Origin of the sequence: Acidipila sp. EB88 (genome assembly GCF_003858395.1) — a bacterium.
Lineage (GTDB): Bacteria > Acidobacteriota > Terriglobia > Terriglobales > Acidobacteriaceae > EB88.
On sequence record NZ_QWEV01000005.1, the window covers coordinates 946,364 to 969,596 of the forward strand.

The window sequence follows — 23,233 nt, forward strand, 5'->3', positions numbered from 1 at the left end:
TCCCTGCGCAGCCGAAAGCAGTTAGCGTAAAGGGCTATGGCTATCCCGGGTAAAGTAGCGCTTCTTGGCGCCAATGGTGCGATTGGCCGCACACTCGGACCACTGCTGAGTGCGCGTGGCACCCCGTACCGGGTCGTAGGGCGATCGCTGTTGGCCCTGCAGGTGCGTTTTCACGAAGATCCACTCTGCGAGCACTACCAGTGGGACCCGGAAGATGACGCGAGCCTGGCCGAGGCGTGCTCCGGCGCTAATACCGTGGTTTACCTGGTGGGGATTGCGCTCTGGAAGTTCAAGGACCACCTGCCTCTGATGGATCGGGTGCTCCGGGCATCGCGCGCAGCCGGGGTGCAGCGCTTTCTGCTGGTGAGCTCCAACTGGAGCTACAGCGAAGCTTCCGCCACAAAGATCACGGAGCAGCACCCGCGCAGGCCCACCACGGACAAGGGCGAGATACGGCGTGAGCAGGAAGACCGCGTGCTGCGCGCGCACGAACCTGGTGTGTTTGCCACCGGGGTTCTGCGCATGGCCGACCTGTATGGCCCCAAGGTGGAAGCAAGCCACCTGTGGAGCGTTTTCCAGGCGGCCAGAAAAGGCACCGAGGCGCAGGTGCTGGGCCCGGTCGATACGGCGCATGAGTTTGTGTTTGTGCCCGACGCTGCGGCGACCATCCTGCAGTTGCTTGCCCAGGATGCCGCCTGGCGCGGGGCTACCGCCGAGGCATGGAACCTGGCCGGGCCATCGGTGACGACCATCCGCGGAATGACGGAAGCAATCTTCGAAACCGAGCGGAAGCCAGCAAAATACAACGTCCCCGGCGCGCTGATGATGCGCGTGGTGCGGGCGATGAACCCTTACATTCGCGAACTCAGCGAGATGCAGTACCTGCTCAGGGAAGCATGGCTGCTGGACGATGCCAAGCTGTCTGCCCTGCTCGGCGGCCTGCCCAAGACAGGCTATGCCGAGGGCATTCGGCAAACGCTGGCCATCCGCTAAGCAGATTTGCGTGGCGTCATCAACAACAACCCCGAGACCTGCGAGCCATATGCCGCAGGTCTTGAACGGCCGGGTTAAGCGTCGCCTGGAGCCAGTTTGCCCCAGTAAACCATGGCTTCACTGTCCCCGGTGGCAGGCAGCGGCGGCAAGGCCGCGGTGGTGCCTGCTTCTTTCAACACGACTTCCAGTTGGCTAAGGACTTCGTCCACGGTCATCGTGTACATCTCGCGGCCATTCTCATAGCCGTTTTCCGCGGCCTGCTTCAGGTAGCGGCCCGCGATTTGGGCTGCCAGCATGTCGGTGATGACATAACCGGTGCGCTGCTTGTGCAGGACCCACGCATCGCAGGGCATGGCGATCCATACTGGCCGGCCGTTGACGTCGAAGCGTACATCCATGGCATCGGCGTGACGGGTAGCGATAGCAAGCATGTTTGCTTTCCAGCGACAGTGCAGCGACTCGCCGGTCCAGTGGTCCGTTACGTGGAAATCGTCATACATAGGCCTTAAGCCTACTTCCATGTTGCGTGTGGAGCAAGTCCAGACCGTCGTAGCAAAATTAGGTGCAGTTGGCAAACATATTTTCAGCATCATCGTGCGTCCAATAAGCGACCACTCCCCTGGCCAAGATCTCCTAGGAGCTTCATCGTGACCACACGTACCCCCGAGTCCCTCCAGCGCTTCGAAGAGAAACTGCGATCACAGCAGACCCTTCTGGAGCGCAACATGCTCACCGCCGTCAAGGAAGGGCGACAGAGCAACTCCGACGACCTGCAGGATGCTGCCGATCTTGCCGTGCAGTCCTACCAGCGCGAACTGATGTTCCTGCAGGGCACGCAGGGGCACACGCAGTTGACGCAGGTGCGTGCCGCCCTTGAGCGGCTCACCGATGGCTCCTTCGGTGAGTGCCAGTTGTGCGGCGAGCAGATCGGCGAAAAGCGCCTTGAAGCCGTGCCATGGACCCCGTACTGCATCTCCTGCCAGGAGAAGATCGAGAATGGCGAGATCGAAGACCCCGTCCGCGCCGCGTAGAGCACTCCGCCGGTCGGGCTTCCGGTCCTGCGGCCTTTTTGACATCGTCACGACATAGAAACACTCGGAAGTGACGATCCCGGGTCGTTGCTGCAAGCGATGCCCGCTGCTAGACTGCAAGCAGCGGGCGTTGTTGGTTGCAAGCGCCGCATTTCGCGCCTTTCAAGGCATTCAGGATCCCGTGGACATTCAAACTAGACCCTCCGGAACCACCGGAAGCTTTACGCGCGTGAGTGCTCCCGCGCCTACCTGGCTTGAGCAGAACAGACCCCTTGTCATCCGGTTATCGATCGTCTTGGTCGCTATCATCTTCGTAGCGCTGGCTGCATCGATCTGGGCCAACAATCAGTCCGGCAAAGCCCGTTCCGCGTTCAACGATGCCATGGACGTATACGATGCACCCATCCAGCAGCCCGGACAGGCGGCGGTGCCCAACGCCAAGACGTACGCTACCGCTGCAGCGCGCGCGGCCGACGCCAATCCCCTGTTTGAGAATGTTGCGAGCAAGTATGGCTTTTTCAAGGCAGGGCAGAATGCCCGGTACTTCGCCGGCTTGACGGCGAACGATATGGGCAATGCAGCCGCGGCAGAGGCGGACCTGAAGAAGGCCTCTACTTCGCGCGACGCTGCGCTTGCATCCCTTGGGAAGATGGCGCTGGCCAGTTTTTACGTCAATCATGGACGGACTGACCAGGGTGTCGCGGTATACCACGACGTGATCGATCACCCAACCCTGGCGGTAAGCGCCAATGCAGCCCGCCTCGCCCTCGCTGCCACCGAGGAAAGTACGAACCCGCAGGATGCGCGTCAGCTCTACGCCAAGGTCAAGGATTCGGACAAGACCACGGCTGCCGGCCAGATCGCCACGCAAAAGCTCAGCGGCAAGTAGGCAAGCCTTTGAGCATGAAGAAGCCCGCCATTACGGCGGGCTTTTCTGGGTCTGCCCGGTCAGGATGCCGGGCATCTTCAACCAGGATTGTTACCGACCGCGAGCATCGGCCCGGAACTTCTCCTTGACGAACTCGGTGACGAACGCCACGATCGCAAGCACCGCAGCGGCAATCGTCGCGCTCTTGTGTCCGGTGACGTAATAGCCGATCTCGAGGTTGCTGGTGGCCATGATCATCAGGAAGTCAGCGACAAAGATGATGAAGTAGAGCAGCACTGCCGGAACATCGAAGGCCATGACGCGTGCCATCTTGATGATTGCGGCATTAAGGAAGCCTACGATGAAGCCAACCGTGAACGTCGACTGCAGATAGGCGCTGTGAAAGCCCGAAAGATGGCCGGCGAGCAGAACGAAGGCGAAGGCGTAAATGGCCCAGGAGAGTCCGAAAGAGAAGAGTGTCAGTATCATAGGCTTCGCTACGTGTTCGGTGAATCATAGCGCATGCACTGTGGTTTTGCGATGATTTGGCGTCGCACCACCCACGTTGCGGTAACTGTGGGAACCTGTCTATATGGGTGCTTGCTTGCGACGCTTCTTCCTGCTGCTCCTGCTGCTGTGCTGTGGTGCCGCTTCCAACCTGTGGAGCCAGGCGCTTCCGAGTGTGGGAGTCCTCGTCCGCGACGTACAGGCACACCAGCAACTCCTCGACAAAACCCGGGAGAGCTACACGTTTCGCGAGTCACAGGTCATGCGCCAAACGGACAAGCATGGGGCGGTCAAGAAGGAAGAAACGCGGGAGTTCAACGTCTTTTACGTCAACGGGCACCCGATCCGGCGCCTGGTTCGCAAAGACAACCGAGCGTTGAGTGCGGACGAAGAGTCGAAGGAAGCAGACCACATCAAGGGCAAGATCGGAGAGGCGCAGAACACGCCCCCGGAAGATCCGCTCAACACGCGCCGGCAAGTCAGCATCAGTCGGCTTCTGGCCATTCAGCGCTTCAGCAATGAGCGGCGGCTCAGCATGGACAACCGTCCAATGATCGTTCTGGATTTTGAAGGGGACCGAAGCGTGCAGACGCACGGCATGGCGGAGGATGCGTCCAAGCACCTGGCTGGTACGATCTGGATTGATGAGCAGGACAAAGAGGTGCGGCGTGTGGAAGCACGGCTGGATAGCCCGTTCCGGCTGGAGATGGGGCTCGTCTCCCTATCGCAGGGTTCGAGTTTCTCCTTCGACCAGAAGATCGTGAACGGCGAGGTATGGCTGCCAACCTCTGCCACAGTGCACATCGAGGCGAAAGCCGCGCTTTTCCTCGGCTATCACATCCAGGTCAACATCACGGACGACCAATACCACAAGTTTAAGACCGCGGCCGAACAGCAGGCCGGCTCGTCGGTGGAGCCTGGCCCTGACAAGCCCTGATGCATGGCGGACGCTAAAAGGGGTGGAGAGCAAAGCTCTCCACCCCTTTTAGCATTTGTTGTTTGAAACAATCTTTGTACTACTGGGGTTGAGCGTCTCCGCCGTTCTGGTGTGACTCGCGCATCTCCTGCATGCGCGCCTTTCGATCCGCAATCATCTTCTCGTACTTCGGCTTCTGATCCGCGGTCAACACTGCTTCCAGCTTGCTGTTGGAGGCTTCATCGAGGCTCTTCATCTTGGCCATTTTGTCAGGGCGTGCCGTGCTGGTGTCCTCGTGGATCTGCATCATCTGCGTCTGACGATCCTGCAGGATGGGTTTAATCTGTGCCTGCTGGTCGCTGGAGAGATTCAAAGCTTTGGTGAGGTGCTCGAGCTCCCGATCCGGAGACATGGGACCGTGGGGACCACCGTGGTGCATAGGGGCTGCGGTTGAATCCTGCGGGGTGGCAGCATCCTGGGCCAACAGGGCTGCCCCGGATGACAGACCGACACACAGTGCGGTGCTGAAAGCAATCTTATGGAGCATGGAACGCATGGGGTGTTCCTCCTTCGTCTATAGAGACACTGCGAGTAGGCGAGAGTTGTCACCTATGAGGAGAATTCATAAGGCGCGGCATCACCACCGGCCCGCTCCTCAGTCCACAGTTCAACAGATCGGGAGGATGCGCCGCGGCACCCACCGTAAAGGCATACGATAGCACCGCCCGAAACTGCTCCTCGCCCTGGTACCCGCAATGCTGACATCCCGGTCGGTAGAGAACATTCGGCGAGCTCTTGCTGAATACGGGCCAGCTGTACTCGGCGTGGGGTGCGATGGTGCGGTAGGACACGCCCGTTGCGGAGCTGTAGACAAACATTCTTCCTTTTGGATCGAGAGCATTTAGGAGGCTGCCACCGTAGCCGCTGGACGCCCTCCACTGCCACGAGCTGCCGTTCCCGGCATACCAGTCCACACCGAGTGGCATAGGGTCTGCCACCTCGATCGCACTCGCTCGATCATTCCGAATGCTCAGCAAAAACCCAGCTCCCTCACCGGCCTTCTCCTCGGCTAGATATGCGGCATGCAAGGACACGTCGCGACATTGCGCCACAGTGTGAGAGCGCATTGATTCGACTACGGACTCTGGATGAGCTGGCAGGGTGGGGAATGCTAAACAATTCAGGGGAAGGAAACAGAGAGCAGGAAGCGTCAGCATCTGGATCGTTACGAATCGCACTTCTCAACTCTACTGCCGTGCAGCGTAGCTGCCGAACATTTCCTCAGCCGCCCAGCAACGAAACAAGCCCATCCTTGGGGGGATGGGCTTTGTTGTTGAAGTTATTACCGGCGATATCCTAATCTCCCACGCACCTGCGCGCGCAGTACCATCGGCCTTGCAAGGCTTAACTTCCGTGTTCGGGATGGGAACGGGTGGGACCCTTGCAGTATTGTCACCGGTAAACCTGGGACCTTGACTCAAGCGGTCTGACCCGCGATTGAGTGCCCGGTGTCATCTTCACCGAGCAGTCCGGAATGTTTCACAACGAAATCGATTGGGTTGTAATCTTCACTTCTGAAAACCTGAACGTACAAGGCCAGTTGAATGTTCTCTAGCTGCAGCAGAACTGCACAGAGTTAATTCTATGGACAAGCCGAACGGGCGATTAGTATTGGTCAGCTGCACGCATTACTGCGCTTCCACCTCCAACCTATCAACCAGGTGGTCTTCCTGGGCCCTTCAGGGAGATCTCATCTTGGAGCGTGCTTCCCGCTTATATGCATTCAGCGGTTATCACAACCGAACTTCGCTACCCAGCCGTGCCCTTGGCAGGACAACTGGAACACAAGAGGTTCGTCCATCCCGGTCCTCTCGTACTAAGGACAGCCCTCCTCAAATCTCCTACGCCCACAGCAGATAGGGACCGAACTGTCTCGCGACGTTCTGAACCCAGCTCACGTACCGCTTTAATAGGCGAACAGCCTAACCCTTGGAACCTTCTACAGCTCCAGGATGCGATGAGCCGACATCGAGGTGCCAAACCGAAGCGTCGATATGAACTCTTGGCTTCGATCAGCCTGTTATCCCGGCGTACCTTTTATCCGTTGAGCGATGGCCCTTCCATACAGAACCACCGGATCACTAAAGCCTGCTTTCGCATCTGCTCGACTTGTAGGTCTCACAGTTAACCACTCTTATGCTTTTGCACTCGACGACTGATTTCCAAACAGTCTGAGAGTAGCTTCGCGCGCCTCCGTTACAATTTAGGAGGCGACCGCCCCAGTCAAACTACCCGCCTAACTATGTCCCTCTCCCGGATCACGGGAGCAGGTTAGAATCACAACGCTCACAGGGTGGTATCTCACCGTTGGCTCCACCAAACCCAAAAGCCTGGTTTCAAAGCCTCCCACCTATCCTGCGCAGCAAGGGTCATAATTCATAGTTAAGGTGTAGTAAAGGTGCACGGGGTCTTTCCGTCTAGCTGCGGGTAACCGGCATCTTCACCGGTACTACAAGTTCGCCGAGCAACTCGTTAAGACAGTCGTACGATCGTTACTCCATTCGTGCAGGTCGGAACTTACCCGACAAGGAATTTCGCTACCTTAGGACCGTTATAGTTACGGCCGCCGTTCACCGGGGCTTCAATTCAAAGCTTCGCCTTGCGGCTAACCTCTCCTTTTAACCTTCCGGCACCGGGCAGGAGTCAGCCCCTATACGTCGTTTTCGACTTTGCAGAGACCTGTGTTTTTGTTAAACAGTCGCCGTACGCGTTTCACTGCGGCCCCCTCGCGCTTGCACGCTAACGGGGCGACCCTTCTCCCGAAGTTACGGGTCTAATTTGCCGAGTTCCTTAACAAGCCTTCACTCGAGCGCCTTTGGATATTCTCCTCGTCTACCTGTGTCGGTTTGGGGTACGGTTCCCAACGATTCTCCTTAGAAGATTTTCTCGGCAGCGTGGAATCAGCAGCTTTCAGGCATACGCCTTACTGTTTTACGTCTCAGCGTTAATGCTCACCCGGATTTGCCTAAGTGAACCGCCTTACACGTATCAAGCCCTATAGCCATAGAGGGCCCTGCTTATCCTTCTGCGTCTCTCCATCGTCAAACGAATGTTGGGAGGTCCGGAATATTAACCGGAATTCCATCATCTACGCCTTTCGGCCTCGACTTAGGGACCGCCTAACCCTGAGCGGATTAACCTTCCTCAGGAAACCTTAGACTTTCGGCGCGGAGGGTTCTCACCTCCGTTATCGCTACTTATGCCGGCAGGGTCTCTTCGCAACGCTCCATCCGTCTTCTCAGTCGGACTTCAATGCTGTTGAGAATGCTCTCCTACCACGCACACCTGAGAGGTGTGCATCCGTTGCTTCGGTGTACAGTTTTAGCCCCGTTGTATTGTCGGCACCGGACCGCTTGACCAGTGAGCTATTACGCTTTCTTTAAAGGATGGCTGCTTCTAAGCCAACCTCCTGGCTGTCTGAGCGTTCCGACTTCCTTTCCCACTTAACTGTAACTTTGGGACCTTAGCAGGCGGTCTGGGCTGTTTCCCTCTCGACTGTGAAGCTTAGCCCCCACAGTCTGACTCCCGGGCTGGTTGTCAGTGGCATTCGTAGTTTGGTTGGATTCAGTAAGCCGGAAAGCCCCCTAGTCCATCCAGATCTCTACCACCACCGCAAATCACCCGAGGCTAGCCCTAAAGCTATTTCGGAGAGAACGAGCTATCACGGAATTTGATTAGCCTTTCACCCCTACCCTCAGCTCATCCGAGCTTTTTTCAACAAACACCGGTTCGGTCCTCCAATAGGTTTTACCCTACCTTCAACCTGGCCAAGGGTAGATCATCCCGCTTCGCGTCTATTCCTGCCAACTGAACGCCCTCTTCAGACTCGCTTTCGCTTCGGCTCGCTCACGCTTAACCTTGCTGACAAGAATAACTAGCCGGCTCATTATGCAATAGGCACGCGGTCAGACATTCCCTTACGGGCATAGTCCTCCCACTGCTTGTAGGCACACGGTTTCAGGTACTTTGTACTCCCCTCACAGGGGTTCTTTTCACCTTTCCCTCACGGTACTGGTTCACTATCGGTCAGAAACGAGTATTTAGCCTTACGGGATGGTCCCCGTGGATTCAAGCAGGGTTTCACGTGCCCCGCCTTACTCAGGTATCCGCTTCGAGTCTGGATCAGTTTCGTCTACGCGACTGTCACGCCCTATGGTGTCCCTTTCCAAGGACTTCGACTACCGACCAGATTGGTAACTCTACTGTTGCGGACCCTACAACCCCCGTGTCACCGAAATGAAACGGGTTTGGGCTATTCCGAGTTCGCTCGCCACTACTATCGGAATCGAGATTTCTTTCTTTTCCTTCAGGTACTGAGATGGTTCACTTCCCTGAGTTCGCTTGATCCCACCTATGTATTCAGTGGGTCATACGTGAGGTTTACTCACGTGGGTTTCCCCATTCGGAAATCTCCGGATCAACGCCTGTGTGCGGCTCCCCGAAGCTTATCGCAGCTTGCCACGTCCTTCATCGCCTGTTTCTGCCAAGGCATCCACCGTGCGCCCTTAGTAGCTTGACCATAGAATTAACTCCATGCAGGCATAACAACTGCATTCTATGTGTAATTCGCCTGCGATCATCACCGGGTACGAGCCCGTATGTGACCACATATCCTAAAGACACTCAACCAGAACAACACTCCCCATCTGCCCCCAGGCGAACCTGGTGCAGCGGGTAAGCCGTTGCTCGGCCTTGTATGTATTTACCCAATCGATTTCGTTGTCAAACATCCAAACGCATTCCCTGTTGCCAGGTGCGTCGCCCCTGTGGGCATGAACTTCAACTACCAGGCGAACCCGGCAGTCTCTGTTCAAAGATTGAAGCCACGCCTGATCTAACCAAGCTGGCTGCAAACTTCAAACAGCTCTCGAGCGTGTTGGTGGAGCTGAGGAGGATCGAACTCCTGACCCCCTGCTTGCAAAGCAGGTGCTCTCCCAGCTGAGCTACAGCCCCTTGATACATCTGGTAAGTGGTGGGCCTGGGTAGATTCGAACTACCGACCTCACCCTTATCAGGGGTGCGCTCTAACCAACTGAGCTACAGGCCCGGCTGCGCCGGGCGATTCAGCCCATACTTGCATATGGAAACCGAAGACCTGCGCAATAGGACTCGAGAAAAGTTTCGAGGACCAGGTTGAACATGCTCGGCAGCTAAGCCGCCGATGACCATCGTGCAGAGGTCAGGACCAAGCAGAGATGGCTTGATTCAGGCTCTCATCTGCTCACGCTTGCGCGCTGCAGATGAGGTGTGTGACCACCGGATACGCTGCTTTCGCAGCCTGCATTCGCAGGACGTATCACAGGCGCCACAACGTTCTCTCTTAGAAAGGAGGTGATCCAGCCGCAGGTTCTCCTACGGCTACCTTGTTACGACTTCACCCCAATCATGAATTACACCTTGGACGGCTGCCCCCCTTGCGGGTCGGCTCACCGGCTTCTAGTACAACCCACTTTCGTGATGTGACGGGCGGTGTGTACAAGGCCCGGGAACGTATTCACCGCGGCATGCTGATCCGCGATTACTAGCGATTCCAGCTTCATGGAGTCGAGTTGCAGACTCCAATCCGAACTGAGGCCGGCTTTTTCCGATTAGCTCACCTTCGCAGGGTTGCAACGGTTTGTACCGGCCATTGTAGCACGTGTGTAGCCCTGGACATAAAGGCCATGAGGACTTGACGTCATCCCCGCCTTCCTCCCCGTTATCCGAGGCGGTCCCACCAGAGTGCTCAACTAAATGGTAGCAACTGGTAGCAAGGGTTGCGCTCGTTGCGGGACTTAACCCAACATCTCACGACACGAGCTGACGACAGCCATGCAGCACCTATATACAGGTCTCTTGCGAGACGCCGCCGTTTCCGACGGATTCCTGTACATTTCGAGCCCAGGTAAGGTTCTTCGCGTTGCGTCGAATTAAACCACATGCTCCACCGCTTGTGCGGGCCCCCGTCAATTCCTTTGAGTTTCAGCCTTGCGACCGTACTCCCCAGGCGGATCGCTTAACGCGTTAGCTACGGCACGACGGGATTGGGTACCCGCCACACCAAGCGATCATCGTTTAGGGCTAGGACTACCAGGGTATCTAATCCTGTTTGCTCCCCTAGCTTTCGTGCCTCAGCGTCAGTTATGGTCCAGTGAGCCGCTTTCGCCACAGGTGTTCCTCCTGATATCTACGCATTTCACCGCTACACCAGGAATTCCACTCACCTCTCCCATACTCCAGCCCAGCAGTTTCCCGTGCAGGCTACAAGTTAAGCTTGTAGATTTCACACAGGACTTGCGGGGCCGCCTACGCACCCTTTACGCCCAATAATTCCGAACAACGCTTGCCCCCCTCGTATTACCGCGGCTGCTGGCACGAAGTTAGCCGGGGCTTCTTCTATCGGTACCGTCATTATCGTCCCGATCGAAAGGAGTTTACGTCCCAAGAGACTTCATCCTCCACGCGGCGTTGCTGCGTCAGGGTTTCCCCCATTGCGCAAAATTCCCCACTGCTGCCTCCCGTAGGAGTCTGGACCGTGTTTCAGTTCCAGTGTGTCCGTGCGCCCTCTCAGGCCGGATACAGATCACTGCCTTGGTGGGCCATTACCCCGCCAACTAGCTAATCTGCCGCGACCCCCTCCCAGAGCGAATTGCTCCTTTGACCCGTAGGTATTATGCGGAATTAGCCTCGATTTCTCGAAGTTATTCCCCACTCCAGGGTAGGTTAGTCACGTGTTACTCACCCGTGCGCCACTTTACTCAGGACCGAAGTCCCTTTCTCGTTCGACTTGCATGTGTTAGGCACGCCGCCAGCGTTGATTCTGAGCCAGGATCAAACTCTCGTTTAAATCCTGTGTTGCTTGTCTGCGACGGAGGTCGCAGAACAGAGGCAACGGCCTGCCACGCTCGAAAACGTGACCGGCTTTAATACTGTGAGAATGATCAAACCAAACTCGGTCTGTTCTCACGACTGGCATGTTCAACCTGATTGTCAAAGATCAAAGCGAAGACCACCTGAGTGGGTCGCTAGGATCGGGATCCGTTACTCGGCCTGCTCTTCACCGCCCCTTGCAGGGCAGCTCCAACCAGCTTTTCGCGTGTCCTCGAACTTGCTGCGCTCGTGAGCGCATTTCTTAACCTTACAGGCTTGTCCGGTTGGTGTCAACTTGTTTCTTCAGGCTGCTGCTTACCACTGCTACCGGTAACCACAGCAACACTGCCCAGAAACAAGCTCAGCCACATACGCCGCGGAGCATCCACACCCGCCTGCGCTGCTTCCCGAACCCGGCGCCCACAACCCAAGGCCACCCGCAAGAAATGCTACTTACTCGCACAAAACTTGGCACAACTTGAAAAGATCATCCTGCCCTGCTTCTCCTCAAACAGCGAGCAAACAGAACAATCGGCCTCTAGGCCTTCTTACCAAAACAACAACTACCTACGTATGGAGAGCTCGCACTGGAAGGAAAAACCTTCTGGGCACCTCGGAGGTGCCGTCGAACGCCCTGGCTGCGTCATGCTCAACAGCTTTCGTCAGGCCTTGCAGCCCAACCTCAGAGCCTTTCCAAATCTACTGCTTCAACCCGCTTGCTGTACGCAGCAGCAGCTGAACTACTTAGAAGACTCTATCAAGGATTGCCTGCCGAAGCAAACTACCTTTCTTGTCTCGCCTTTATGTCTCGTCAGAAGCGCGTCTCTTGCTGCTCTTCTGCTGAAGCACACCGGCTCAACAAGATCGATACTATCCGGCGAGGTTTGAACCGACAAGTGTTGAAAAGCGCCGGGCGCTGTTGAAAAGCCAATTTGGGGCTGTATCCCCGCACTTACAAGCAGCCTGCACACTCTATTCGGCGTCCACACTGACCCAGTTACGGCTGGCGGGGGATCACTCCCAGCACAGTGAGGCTATTTACGAAGAACTGCATCGCCAGTGCCACCAAAAGGAGACCCATGATTCTAACCAGAATGCGGATCCCGGTCTCTCCAAGCAAGCGCTGCAAACGCTCTGCACCGCTCAGTACTCCATAGCTCGCCAAAGCAGTCACAGCAATCGAACCCAGGATAGCGGCCATCTGCCAGTAACTGGAAGCCTGGCCAACCATCACCATCACGCTTGAGATCGCCCCTGGCCCAGCCAGCATCGGAATGCCGAGTGGAACGATGCCCGCGTCTTCCTTGTGAATGCCTTCCTCCGCCTCGGACGAGCTTTCCTGCGTGGGCGAGCGACGGGCCTCAAGCATGTCGATGCCGATCAACATCAGGATCAGCCCACCCGCTATCTCGAAAGCCGGAAGCGTGATTCCCAGCATCTTGAAGATGGCCTGACCGGCCAGAGCAAAAGCCGCAAGCACGATAAAACATGTGACGCAGGCCTTGGCCGCAATACGTTTTCTCTTGGCACTGTCAGCACCGGCAGTGATCGCCAGAAACGATCCAATGGTTGCGAAAGGATCCACGAGAAAGAAGATGGAGCTCAGCGCCAGCACCGAGAACCCAACGTACTTGGACTGGTGAATCTCCTGCAAAGCGTGAGTAGCCGGCCCGAACATGCTTGCACCTTACCTCAAACGCGTCACGGCGCGACATGCGACCACGAGGCGGATAGTCTCCGCGGTACCTGCCTTCATCGCGGCAGCGGCTCGCTATAATCAGTCCATTCCAGCTGCAAACCGTTGCTTACCGAGGAGATTGCACGTATGCCCATCCAACCCACAGCGAACATCTGGCGCAACGGCGAACTCATTGCCTGGGAAAGCGCGCAGATTCACGTCATGAGCCACGTCGTGCATTACGGCTCTTCGGTCTTCGAAGGCGTCCGTTGCTACACACAGCCGGAAGGCGCATCCGTGTTTCGTCTTCGTGAGCACATGCAGCGGCTGCTCGACTCCGCCAAGATCTACCGGATGGTTGTTCCCTACTCGCTCGACCAGCTCTGCGCGGCGGTGGTCGATGTGATCGAGGCGAACAAGGTGGCTCCCTGTTATATCCGCCCGATCGTCCTGCGCGGATATGGCGAAATGGGAGTAAACCCCAAGGGCGCGCCGGTTGATGTATTTATCGCAAACTTTCCCTGGGGCAAGTACTTCGCCAATCCCGATGAAGGCGCAGACGTTTGCATCTCCTCCTGGAACCGGCTGGCGCCCAACACCATGCCGTCCCTTGCCAAGGCCGGCGCCAACTACATGAACTCGCAGCTGATCCGCATGGAAGCGGACATCAACGGGTACGCGGAAGGAATTGCCCTGGACGTGAATGGCTACCTGTCCGAAGGGTCGGGCGAGAACCTGTTCATCGTGCGAGGCGGCACGCTGTACACTTCGCCGCTGGCAAACTCCGTGCTTAACGGCATCACGCGCGACTCTGTGCTCACACTGGCGCGCCACTTTGGCATCCCCGTGGTGGAGCAGGCACTGCCGCGTGAGTTGCTCTACATCGCAGATGAAGCTTTCTTCACAGGCACAGCCGCCGAGGTCACGCCGCTCCGGTCCGTCGATCGCATCCTGGTGGGCGACGGCAAGCCGGGTCCAATTACGAAACAGCTTGCACGCGAGTTCTTCGGCATCGTGAACGGCACCGTGCCCGACCGCTTCAATTGGCTGACCGCTGTAAAAGTGCCCGCGGATCAACCAGTCGGAGCTTAGACTCTGGCGAAGAAACCGCGCAACGAAAAGAGGCAGCCCCGGGGCTGCCTCTCTTCGTTGCGTGGTGTGCAAGCCACTACACTCCCTGCAGGTCTCCCGATGTCTTCAACGATGGCACCTCTGCCGGCCGACTCACATTGGCGTCCCGCACACCTTCCCGGTCTTTCCAGCCCACCAGTTCGTGGCTACCGGTAATCAGGCGAGACCCACGGGACAGGAACAGGTAGGTCCAGGCCCACTGTGCCAGCACCGTGACTCGATTGCGGAAGCCGATAATGAACACGAGGTGCACCGCGAGCCACGTAACCCATGCCGGGAAGCCTCCCCAGTGGGCCTTGAACGGCCACTGAATATCGGCCACAGCCGAGAATCGGCCGATCGTGGCCATGTCGCCCTTGTCGAAGTAACGGAACTCATTGCGTGGTTGTCCCTTGAGATCCTGGCCGATCATCTTGGCCGCGTGAGCACCCATCTGCAAAGCAGGCTGGGCAACACCCGGTAGCTCCTTGCCATTCTGCACAAATACAGCAAGGTCGCCGCACACGAAGATGTCGCTCTTACCATTCGGGTTTAGCGTCTTGTCGACGATGACACGCTTGCGCTTATCAAGGGGAACATTCAGCATGGCGCCTACGGGCGAGCTGGCTACGCCGGCGCCCCAAAGTGTCACCACGGAATCCAGCTGGTCGCCGCCCTTGACCTTGACGAACCCGGGACCGATCTCTTCGACCATCATGTCGGTGTGAACCTCCACACCCAGCTTGTTCAGCTGCTTCACCGCCTTGTCCGTCAGGTCCTGCGGGTAACTCGGCAGGATGCGCGGGCCGCCTTCGATTAATAGAACCCGCGACTTCTTCGGGTCGATATGCCGGAAATCGTTGGACATGAAGTACGTGGCGATCTCGGCGATCGCACCAGCGAGTTCCACACCCGTGGGGCCGCCACCGATCACGACAAAATTCAACGGACGATGGGAGCCTGTCTCCACAGCCTGGCGCTCCGCTAGCTCAAACGCGAGCAGAACGCGGCGACGAATCTCGGTCGCGTCTTCCACCGTCTTGAGCCCGGGCGCGAACTCCTCCCACTCGTGATGGCCGAAGTACGACTTCGTGGAGCCCGTGGCGACAATCAGGTAGTCGTACTGCATCACCGGGCCGTCCTTGAGACTTACCCGGCGCGCTTCGGTGTCGACTGCCGTCACCTCCTCAAGCAGCACGTCCACGTTGCGCGCCTTGCGCAGGATCGTGCGCATGGGCGTCGCGATGTCGGAAGGAGACAGAAGTGCCAACGCAACCTGGTAAAGCAAAGGCTGGAAGGTGTTGTGGTTGCTCTTGTCGATCAAGGTGACGTCCACAGGCAGCTTGCCAAGAGCCTTCACCGCATTCATGCCGGCGAAGCCTCCGCCAAGCACAAGCACCCGTGGCCGTCTGTGCTCCTCAACTGCGAGATTCTTGAAGACTTTGCCAGTCGATTTGCCGGACGCCATGGATTCCCCTTTTTACTTTCGCCCAACCTTGCAGCTGTTTATGCAGATGCAAAGCGGGTGCAAAACGCAGCATTTCTTCGTTGCAACGTTTTATGCAAGCACTGCTTTGCCCAGCCAAGGGGCGAAGTCATACCCGGAGCTGGCCTCGATAAGACTCTGATCGAGGGCCTGCTCCGGACTCCTGCTGCCGTGATGGGCGAAGCTACTCGGCGACCGGGGCGTACACACAGTAACCGCGCGGCGGTGCTGGAAATTCGGCCTGTCCATCCGCATCGGTAGTGCGTTCATCCGGGTGCGCCGCATCGTGACCATCCCAGGCGACCGGCTTGAAGCGCTGGTCAGGCCACTTCGTCTTCACCGCCGTGCCACTCCATTGATCACCGAGGTTGTTCAGCACATAGATGAGCCCTGGCTGCTCCTCGGTACCGCCGCGCTGCATGATGTAGAGATCCGGATCCGCATGCAGGATGCATGACTCTCCACCTGCATAGCGATGGTGCACGTCTATTAATGCGTCAATGCCATTCGGAGTTCCGGGCCGCGCCAGTTCGCAGTTGAAGTAATCCCACCAGAACACGCATGGATACCCGTCACCGGTCAGGATGAAGGAGTAGCCAAGCATCTTGTCGTTCACGACCTCGTTTCCGCCCATGTCATGGTTTTCCGTAAAGGTCACGGCGTGAAATGGTCGGCTCGCCGCGATGGAGCCATCATCGGTCAGGTTGCGCAGGTCATAGTTCGGCGTGTCGCACACGTCTTTCAGCTTGTAGCGCAAAGGAAAGTCAAACGCTGCGATCTGGGTGTCGGTGACTGCCCGCACACCATCGAGCCACCCTTCGATGTCCTGCGGGCCAGACCAGTACTCGCCAACCACGAACGGCGTGAAGTTCCTGCCGTCCTTCTTCTGATACAGGTACTTCGCAAGCATCCCGATCATCCAGGCGCCGTACCCCTTGACGAAGTCAAAGCGGAAGCCATCGAAATCAAGCTCCTCGATGACCATGCGCGCGTACTCGAACATGGCTTCATACACGCGGGGATTGCGGTGGCACAGGTGCGGGAAGCCGGCGAACTTCTCGCCTTCGATCATGGTCTGTTCGTAACGGCTCGGATGAAAACAGTTCCAGTCGCGGGGAAACTTGCCGCTCCTGGGAGTGAACTTCGTCCAGCGCTTTTCGTGGTCGAGAGGGTTGGCCTCTTCCTCGTCCGCTCCGGAGTTATGGTTGATCACCATGTCCGCAATGGCGCTGAGTTTGTGCTCGCGCATGTGCTGGATCAGTGATTCAAGCTCGGCGCGGTTGCCGTACAGCGTCTTGGTCGTGCCCTTCTGATCGAAGTCGCCAAGGTCGAAGTAGTCGTAAGGATCGTAGCCATTCGAGTCAGGGTCCGCCGATTTCGAAAACGGCGGCAGCCACAGTGTGTTGAAGCCGGCTGCTGCCAGTTGCGGTACCTTGTCGGCGATGTGATTCCACCACTCTCCACGCTTCTCTTCCTTGATCGGGGCGTCCCAGTAGAACGCCTGCAACATCACCGCCATGCATTCTTCTCCATGCTCTTCATGTATCCATACGCAATGCCTAACAGTAGCTTTCATCGTGCCAGCGAACTGTAGCCATAGCGACACACCAGACGTGCTGACACTCTGATGCTGCCTCCGGCGACAACGCAGTATGCCAGCCGCCAAGCCTGCCCGCCAAGGGAATCTACCTGCGTGACTTGTGAGTGCCGCGGGTATCACGGATGCTGCGTGATGCTCCACTGCAGGGTTCCCTGTTGCCCGGTAGTCGCGAGCATGGAGATCGTGACAGCCTGTCCGTTGTTGGCCATCGGCGCGAGCGTCACCAGCCCGTTGGCATCGGAGACGGCTGTGCTGGAGGCGGTGCCGAGCAGCGGGGCAGCGGGGCAGCGCCCCTGCATGGGGCATGGAGGCTCCCAGGCTGTCATCTGCTGGTAAAAGTTCACCATGGCTCCCGCCAGCGGATGGCCCACCCCATCGATGACTTCCACCGTGACCGGCATCGCGATGCCGGCTGCCGCAAGGCTTTGCCCCACGCCACTCACCGGAACCAGCGCCGCCAGCTCAGCGTGGTCCGCATTGATCGTGAAAGTGGCGCATGGGCTGGAGCCAGCTTCGCAGGCGTACACGTTTGCGGTGGACCCGGCAGCGAGCGGGCCAGCCGTGACCGTGGTCGACGCGAGCCCGGCAGCATTGCTGGTGGAGGCTGCCGTGACTACCTGCGCTCCTGCGGAGCCACTCCACTGCACGGCTGTGCCCTGCACTGTCTTGCCGTTGTTGAGGATGATGGCGACCGGGGTCCAGCTGATCTGGCTGCCAATCGCAAGATACAGCGTGTTGGTTGCCGCGATTGAAGGCGGCGTGCCCCCGTCGAACTCAGCAATCACGCTGGCGCCGTTGGCAAGCGAGGCGGTGACCTGGGTCGCGCTCGAGGTGGCGGCCGAGACCATGACCGTGGCCATCCCGTTGCCGTTGGTGGTTGCCGTACAGGGGTTCACCGCGCAGCTCAACCCGGCCGAGCCTGCGGTCACCGCGTAGGTGACCGTGACGTTGGCAGCCGGTGTCTTGCCGTCGGCGGCAACCACCTGCACGGTCATGGCCACCGGAACCCCTTCGCTCAGGCTGCCGCTTGGCCCGGCGACCAGCCGCACCGCGTCCGTGCCCTGTGCGTCGTAGCTAAGTCCATCCAGGATCTGCGCGGTGCCAAGTGTCTGCGGGTCCTGCACCGTGACGAGGACGGTCCCGGTTGGCGCGCTTACCGCCGGCGCCGCTGCCGTGATCTCGGTCGGCGTCACGCTGGTGACCGCCGCCGCGGCGCCATTTACCAGGACCGAAGCTCCGGGCCGAAAGCCCTGCCCGTGGATCACGATCGACCCTCCCGCCAGCGGCAGCCGCGCGGGAAATACGGAGTCCGCGTAGAGGAGGCGCGCACGGTAGCTGTAGTCGGGACGGCCGTCTCCGCGCAGGTCCGCATATGCAATACGCACCTCCTCGTCCACTTCGGTCTGGGCGCTCAACGTGGAGAGCCCTACCTGCGCCCCGTTGAACGGCACCGTAGAGGCGAGGGCGGGGAGCGAGCCAAGTGCGTCGACGCCGTCCCACACCCCAATGAGAACAGCGGCCTTGCCCTCCGTGCCCAGCCCCGAAGCGTCCAGGGATGAGGCTTCCACGGTGAAGATCCGGTTGGCACGCGCATGAAACTGGAACCACCCCGCGTGGCCGTAGCCCACCAGCTTGGCCAGCCACTCACCGTTGCCCCCGGTCCCATTTGGGCTGGCCTCCAGACCATCGTCGGTCTGGGTGCCGTCGGCGGAGTCGCTCATGGTGAAGTTCTGGCTGATGTTCGCGCCCGCGCTTAAAGGTCCCAGCGTCACGGTCTGCAGCGTGCCCGATGGGGTCACCTGGTTCGCCGCGTAGGGGCCTACGCCCTGCACGCCTGTGTAGAGAGGATTGATCGGCTCAATGGAAAGCTGGTAGGTGGCACTGGTGGACCCGGCGGGAAGAGGCACGCCGCTCAGGATGAAGTAGCCCTCCTTCGTCGCATCGTCGGTGCCGAAGCGGCCATACAGATTGCCCTGGGCGTCCACCGGTCCCGCCACCACGTTTGCGGCGTCGGCGCGGAAGTACGCGCCGCTCACCGCGCTCACCGTGTAGCGGAGATCGGGGGTGTTGCCATTGGCCGTGGCATCGAGCGGGGTGAGCACGACGTTGACCCCCTGCATACCCTGCCCATTGCGAAAGCTGATCACTCCCTGCACCGTGATCGTCGCCGGGGCGGTGAGTGTCTTGCTGCTCCAGCTGCTGCTGTTTGCCGTGGTGACCGGGTAGAGCTGGTTGAGCCCGGCAATGTCATCAGTACGCAGGGTGGTCGGGTTCGGCAGGCAGTTTGTGGACGAGTCGGAGCAGAGCCGCTCCATCGGGTGCATCACCGGCCAGCCCGTGAGCCCGTCGGTAGTCGGGCTATTGTTGAGCCACATGGCCTCGTTCACCTGCGACCAGTCGAGGCCAAGCACCCGCCCGAAGGCGCGCACCAGCTGGTACTGCAGCAGGCCATCCAGGGCCGAGGAGGTGGCGCAGAGTCCGTTGACCACGATCAGCGCATGCACGATGTTGCCCGTTGCGGAGAAATTGTCGACCGTGGTGTAGACGCCGTCCGTGGTGCAACTGGAGGCGTCGCTGGAACCTGCGCCTTCAATTGCGTTGATGACGCTGCCATCGGCATCGAAAACCACCGCCACCGGCTTGCTGGTCGTGCTGGACTGCGCGTCCGTAGGGAGCGTCGCGCCGTTGTTGTTTCCATTTGCCGTTACGTTGCTGCCGCTGACGTCTTCGCCGAGGGAGCCGCCCTGGGTGATGGCGACCGCTGCGGTCGGCACGCTCGACCAGACGCTAGCCGCCGCCGCAACCATAGAGGCAGCCTGGCTGTTGGAGACGGAGCCGGAGAGCGCGCCCTGGTCGAGGTAGTAGCTCACCTTGCCACCGGCCCAGACCACGGGTGCACCCTTGGCTGCGGGGTTGAAGTAGTTCACCCCGGCCACCCAGTGCGGTCCGCTCGCCTCAGCCGACCGCACCAGGCCAGCGATGCCCGCCAGGAGCAGGATGCCGATGGCGACTCTGACCTGAAGATGTTTGCAGCTGCGGCTCTTGTTTGAACGCATGGCCCAGGCTCCCGTTGCGGCGGCTCGGCAAAGCTTCCCGGCGCGCTGCAACTCCATTCCGCCATGGCCTGGGGTGGAGCATGAGTGAAATCAGCAGTGTTGGCGCGGCTCGAAAGCCAGTCTGGGAGCGCAGGATCGCGCTGTGCCAGATCGGCACCAGGCGTGCAAACGCGGAACCCGAGACGCTGGCGCTCTCCGGGAGTGGTGCTGTTGCAAGGGGGGTGCGCGTGGGAAGCGGGAGTTCGCGGCTACGTGCCAGGAGTGTGTCCCAGTGGCGGACACCCAGTGGCTGCGGCCGTTGCAGAGTGTTTGCCAAAGCTTAGGTGCGTAAGCCGTGCGGGCGCGCTTGGGAAAGCGCACGTAGGCACGCGCGCTGCCAAACCGTATTTGGTGCGACCGGGAAGGCGTCCCCGGAGGCTAGATTTCCGGGAAAAAGTCGAAGAAGGCGTCGATGCTCTGCCGAAGCTGCGCCTCGATCTGCTCGCGCGAGCCTTCCAGGATGTGCATCGTGACGCGCGCCTCGTTGCCGTTCTTGAGTGCCACAGGGGCGTCGCTTACGCCGGAGATTTCGTCAGCCGGCAGCAAGCGCATGCCGTATACCAGGGTCAAATTTGCCATGGAACCATCTTAAAGCCCGGGGTGCATCGTCCCGCGGCGGGCCGCATCCATTCCATAGCTTGCCCGTATCGCCGCAAGGCGGCCTTCGCTCCATCCAGGAGCGCTTGCCCACATGGGTAAGCGGGTAAGATGGAAAGCGATCCCATGCCAGACACATCCATTCGCAACGTCGTTATCCTCGGTTCCGGCTGCTCCGGACTCACTGCCGCGATCTATACCGGCCGCTCCAACCTGCGTCCCTTAGTGATTGAAGGCCACGAGCCGGGCGGACAGCTCTCGATTACGACTCTGGTGGAGAACTTCCCCGGCTGGCCCGAGGGCATCCAGGGGCCGGACCTGATCGAGAACATGAAGACACAGGCAGGCCGCTTTGGCGCGGAGTTCCAGATGGGCCACCTGGTATCGGCAGACCTGTCGCAACGGCCGTTTGCCCTGAACTTCGGCAAAGAGACGATTTACACGCATACGCTGGTGATCGCGAGCGGTGCGTCCGCGCGCTGGCTCAACCTGCCGTCGGAGCAGTCGCTGATCGGCCACGGCGTTTCGTCGTGCGCGACCTGCGACGGTTTCTTCTTCTCCGGGCGCGAGATTGCGGTGGTCGGCGGCGGCGACTCTGCCATGGAAGAAGCATTGTTCCTGACGCGCTTCGCCTCCAAGGTGACGCTGCTGCACCGCTCCGACAACTTCCGCGCTTCGGCCATCATGCTCGAGCGCGCCAAGGCGCACGAGAAGATCGAGTTCCGGACCAACGTCGCGATCGAAGAGGTTTTGGGCGTCGAGGAGCGTGAGGTCAAGGGTGTGCGTTTGCGTGATCGCCGGACCGACGAACTGACGGACCTGCCGATCGCGGGGCTGTTCCTCGGCATCGGCCATGAGCCTAATGCCAAGGCGTTCGCGGGCCAGATCGAGCTCGACGAGGACGGCTACATCAAGACGCATGACAACGTATTTACGCGCGTTCCAGGCGTATTTGCGTGCGGCGACGTGCAGGATCGCCGCTACCGGCAGGCGATCACCGCGGCCGGATCGGGCTGCATGGCCGCGCTGGAAGTGGAGAAGTTCCTTGAAGATGAAGGGCTGTAACGCGGTGTGGGCTGTATGAACGACGCTGCTGCGAATATCGCGGAGAACCTGAGCCGCATGGAAGACGCGATCGGAACGGCCTGCCTCGCGGCAGGCCGTTCGCGCGAGGACGTCCGCCTGATGGCAGTGTCGAAGACGCATCCCGTGGAGCTGTTGCTGGAGGCGATCGCGGCAGGCCATCGGCTGTTTGGCGAGAACCGCGTGCAGGAGTTCGGAGAAAAGGCCGCGGTGCTTGCCGGTTCGCCATATCGCGTGGCGCGCGGGACGGAAGCAGACCAGGCGGACAGCGTGGCTGTGCACCTGATCGGGCATCTGCAGTCGAACAAATCCGCACGCGCCGCGGAGCTGTTTACGGGTGTGGATACGGTGGACTCGTTGAAGCTTGCGGAGCGGCTGTTTGCCGCCGCGAAGCGCGAGGCCCGCACGCTGCCGGTGTTGGTCGAGATCAAGCTGAGCGATGAAGAAGCCAAGGAAGGGCTGGCGCCCGGGGGCGCGGAACTCGCGGCGTTGCTGGAGCGATTGCCGGAGTTTGCGGAGCACCTGCCGCTGCGCGGGCTGATGACGGTGGCACCGATCTCGGACGATCCGGAGGTGGCGCGGCGGTGCTTCCGCCGGCTGCGGGTGCTGCGTGAGGAGCTGGCGCAGCGGCATCCACGGCTTGCGTTTGCGGAGCTATCGATGGGAATGTCGGGGGATTTCGAGGCCGCGATCGCAGAAGGTTCGACGATGATCCGTGTCGGCACGGCCATCTTTGGAGCGCGACCCAAGCGGGTCTAGGCGACGTGCCGAGGCGCAGCCGGGACGCGGTAAGGGTGAGGAGCAGTCCGAGGCAAGATGGAGCGCGGACCAGGCAGGCAGGTGGTGGTGAAACGGCTCATCGAGCGTGGCTCGGGGAACCAACACGAAGCACGCTGCGTACTGGAAACAAGGGGGCGCGCGCTGCCCTGGGGGCGGCCGCGAATCGTGCATGCTGGGTCTCATGTTGTGGGTGTTGTTGCTCGTGTTCTGCTGGCCGCTGGCACTGTTGCTGCTCCTTTTGTTGCCGGTGATGTGGCTGCTTCTGCTGCCCTTTCGCATCCTCGGCTTCGCGGTCTGGGGCGTGCTGGAGCTGGTCGGGGCGCTGTTCCGGCTGCCGGCGCGGCTGGTGCGGGCACTGTGAGCACAGCCGTTTTTTCGTGCGAAAAGTTGCGCAAAACAGGTGTATTTTCGTGCACATTGCGAAAATGCAATTTCATAAATATGCACGGCTTCTTCAGTTGATGCATAGTTATGCACAAAATAACGCGTCAATTGAAAAGACTGATTTTTGTTCATGCATATTTATGCAGTTCACATAGTTTCGGGCTCCGCTGCTAAGGTGGCGCGCGACGCCGCGTCC

At 59.3% G+C, this 23,233-nt stretch carries 16 protein-coding genes, 2 tRNA genes and 3 rRNA genes; 8 read left to right on the plus strand and 13 right to left on the minus strand.

Translation table 11 applies throughout. The features are described 5' to 3' along the window. Positions 1 to 36 precede the first annotated feature (36 nt). On the plus strand, positions 37 to 993 hold the full coding sequence (locus tag D1Y84_RS04795) for an NAD-dependent epimerase/dehydratase family protein (RefSeq protein WP_124847511.1): 957 nt from the start codon (positions 37 to 39) through the stop codon (positions 991 to 993). A 74-nt stretch (positions 994 to 1,067) separates the two neighbouring features. Here the strand turns inward: D1Y84_RS04795 and D1Y84_RS04800 are convergent, their stop codons facing one another. After that, entirely contained in the window at positions 1,068 to 1,493 is a 426-nt protein-coding gene (locus D1Y84_RS04800) for a hypothetical protein (RefSeq protein WP_124847512.1), read from the minus strand. A 147-nt stretch (positions 1,494 to 1,640) separates the two neighbouring features. Between D1Y84_RS04800 and D1Y84_RS04805 the strand changes: the two genes are divergently transcribed. Together D1Y84_RS04805 and D1Y84_RS04810 are read left to right on the plus strand one after the other, a co-directional pair. Next, the gene (locus D1Y84_RS04805; protein ID WP_233581141.1) at positions 1,641 to 2,024 is read left to right on the plus strand and encodes a TraR/DksA family transcriptional regulator; all 384 of its coding nucleotides are present in this window, start codon (positions 1,641 to 1,643) and stop codon (positions 2,022 to 2,024) included. Positions 2,025 to 2,205: 181 nt separating this feature from the next. Continuing rightward, positions 2,206 to 2,913, plus strand: a complete 708-nt coding sequence (locus D1Y84_RS04810) for a coatomer subunit epsilon (RefSeq protein ID WP_124847514.1) — start codon at positions 2,206 to 2,208, stop codon at positions 2,911 to 2,913. Between the two features lie 90 nt (positions 2,914 to 3,003). On the opposite strand, the gene D1Y84_RS04815 is transcribed toward D1Y84_RS04810, so the two are convergent. Continuing rightward, positions 3,004 to 3,381, minus strand: coding sequence for a phage holin family protein (locus tag D1Y84_RS04815; RefSeq protein WP_124847515.1), 378 nt, complete (start codon positions 3,379 to 3,381; stop codon positions 3,004 to 3,006). A 103-nt stretch (positions 3,382 to 3,484) separates the two neighbouring features. On the opposite strand from D1Y84_RS04815, the gene D1Y84_RS04820 reads away from it, so the two are divergent. Then, on the plus strand, positions 3,485 to 4,336 hold the full coding sequence (locus D1Y84_RS04820; protein ID WP_124847516.1) for a hypothetical protein: 852 nt from the start codon (positions 3,485 to 3,487) through the stop codon (positions 4,334 to 4,336). Between the two features lie 79 nt (positions 4,337 to 4,415). On the opposite strand, the gene D1Y84_RS04825 is transcribed toward D1Y84_RS04820, so the two are convergent. From D1Y84_RS04825 to D1Y84_RS04855, 7 genes are all read right to left on the minus strand, one after another. Next, positions 4,416 to 4,871: a hypothetical protein gene (locus D1Y84_RS04825; RefSeq protein WP_124847517.1), complete on the minus strand. Its 456-nt coding sequence runs from the start codon at positions 4,869 to 4,871 to the stop codon at positions 4,416 to 4,418. A 787-nt stretch (positions 4,872 to 5,658) separates the two neighbouring features. Beyond that, positions 5,659 to 5,775 (minus strand): 5S ribosomal RNA (gene rrf / locus D1Y84_RS04830). Between the two features lie 184 nt (positions 5,776 to 5,959). Continuing rightward, positions 5,960 to 8,894, minus strand: a 23S ribosomal RNA gene (locus D1Y84_RS04835). 358 nt (positions 8,895 to 9,252) lie between these two features. Beyond that, positions 9,253 to 9,328, minus strand: a tRNA-Ala gene (locus tag D1Y84_RS04840). Positions 9,329 to 9,345: 17 nt separating this feature from the next. Continuing rightward, positions 9,346 to 9,422: transfer RNA gene (locus D1Y84_RS04845), tRNA-Ile, on the minus strand. A gap of 277 nt (positions 9,423 to 9,699) precedes the next feature. Further along, positions 9,700 to 11,201, minus strand: a 16S ribosomal RNA gene (locus D1Y84_RS04850). Together the 16S, 23S and 5S rRNA genes with 2 tRNA genes alongside form the textbook arrangement of a ribosomal RNA operon. Positions 11,202 to 12,221: 1,020 nt before the next feature. Then, positions 12,222 to 12,878 carry a MarC family protein gene (locus D1Y84_RS04855; RefSeq protein ID WP_233581142.1) on the minus strand — a complete coding sequence of 219 codons (657 nt, stop codon included), beginning with the start codon at positions 12,876 to 12,878 and terminating at the stop codon, positions 12,222 to 12,224. A 171-nt stretch (positions 12,879 to 13,049) separates the two neighbouring features. On the opposite strand from D1Y84_RS04855, the gene D1Y84_RS04860 reads away from it, so the two are divergent. Further along, the gene (locus D1Y84_RS04860; RefSeq protein WP_124847519.1) at positions 13,050 to 13,994 is read left to right on the plus strand and encodes a branched-chain amino acid transaminase; all 945 of its coding nucleotides are present in this window, start codon (positions 13,050 to 13,052) and stop codon (positions 13,992 to 13,994) included. Between the two features lie 76 nt (positions 13,995 to 14,070). Here D1Y84_RS04860 and D1Y84_RS04865 read toward each other — a convergent pair whose 3' ends face one another. The 4 genes from D1Y84_RS04865 to D1Y84_RS04880 all read right to left on the minus strand — a co-directional run bounded on the left by D1Y84_RS04865 (position 14,071) and on the right by D1Y84_RS04880 (position 20,772). Continuing rightward, positions 14,071 to 15,480: an NAD(P)/FAD-dependent oxidoreductase gene (locus tag D1Y84_RS04865; RefSeq protein WP_124847520.1), complete on the minus strand. Its 1,410-nt coding sequence runs from the start codon at positions 15,478 to 15,480 to the stop codon at positions 14,071 to 14,073. A 202-nt stretch (positions 15,481 to 15,682) separates the two neighbouring features. Beyond that, a complete protein-coding gene (locus D1Y84_RS04870; RefSeq protein ID WP_124847521.1) occupies positions 15,683 to 17,017 on the minus strand; it encodes an alpha-amylase domain-containing protein in 1,335 nt (444 codons plus the stop codon). A 197-nt stretch (positions 17,018 to 17,214) separates the two neighbouring features. Beyond that, the gene (locus D1Y84_RS04875; RefSeq protein ID WP_158615327.1) at positions 17,215 to 20,154 is read right to left on the minus strand and encodes an IPT/TIG domain-containing protein; all 2,940 of its coding nucleotides are present in this window, start codon (positions 20,152 to 20,154) and stop codon (positions 17,215 to 17,217) included. A gap of 417 nt (positions 20,155 to 20,571) precedes the next feature. Beyond that, a complete protein-coding gene (locus D1Y84_RS04880; RefSeq protein ID WP_124847523.1) occupies positions 20,572 to 20,772 on the minus strand; it encodes an allantoinase in 201 nt (66 codons plus the stop codon). 144 nt (positions 20,773 to 20,916) lie between these two features. On the opposite strand from D1Y84_RS04880, the gene trxB reads away from it, so the two are divergent. From trxB to D1Y84_RS04895, 3 genes are all read left to right on the plus strand, one after another. Continuing rightward, positions 20,917 to 21,855 carry a thioredoxin-disulfide reductase gene (trxB, locus tag D1Y84_RS04885; protein ID WP_124847524.1) on the plus strand — a complete coding sequence of 313 codons (939 nt, stop codon included), beginning with the start codon at positions 20,917 to 20,919 and terminating at the stop codon, positions 21,853 to 21,855. Positions 21,856 to 21,870: 15 nt separating this feature from the next. Further along, positions 21,871 to 22,632, plus strand: coding sequence for a YggS family pyridoxal phosphate-dependent enzyme (locus D1Y84_RS04890; RefSeq protein ID WP_124847525.1), 762 nt, complete (start codon positions 21,871 to 21,873; stop codon positions 22,630 to 22,632). Positions 22,633 to 22,834: 202 nt separating this feature from the next. Further along, positions 22,835 to 23,014, plus strand: coding sequence for a hypothetical protein (locus D1Y84_RS04895; RefSeq protein ID WP_233581143.1), 180 nt, complete (start codon positions 22,835 to 22,837; stop codon positions 23,012 to 23,014). The last annotated feature ends 219 nt before the right edge of the window (positions 23,015 to 23,233 follow it).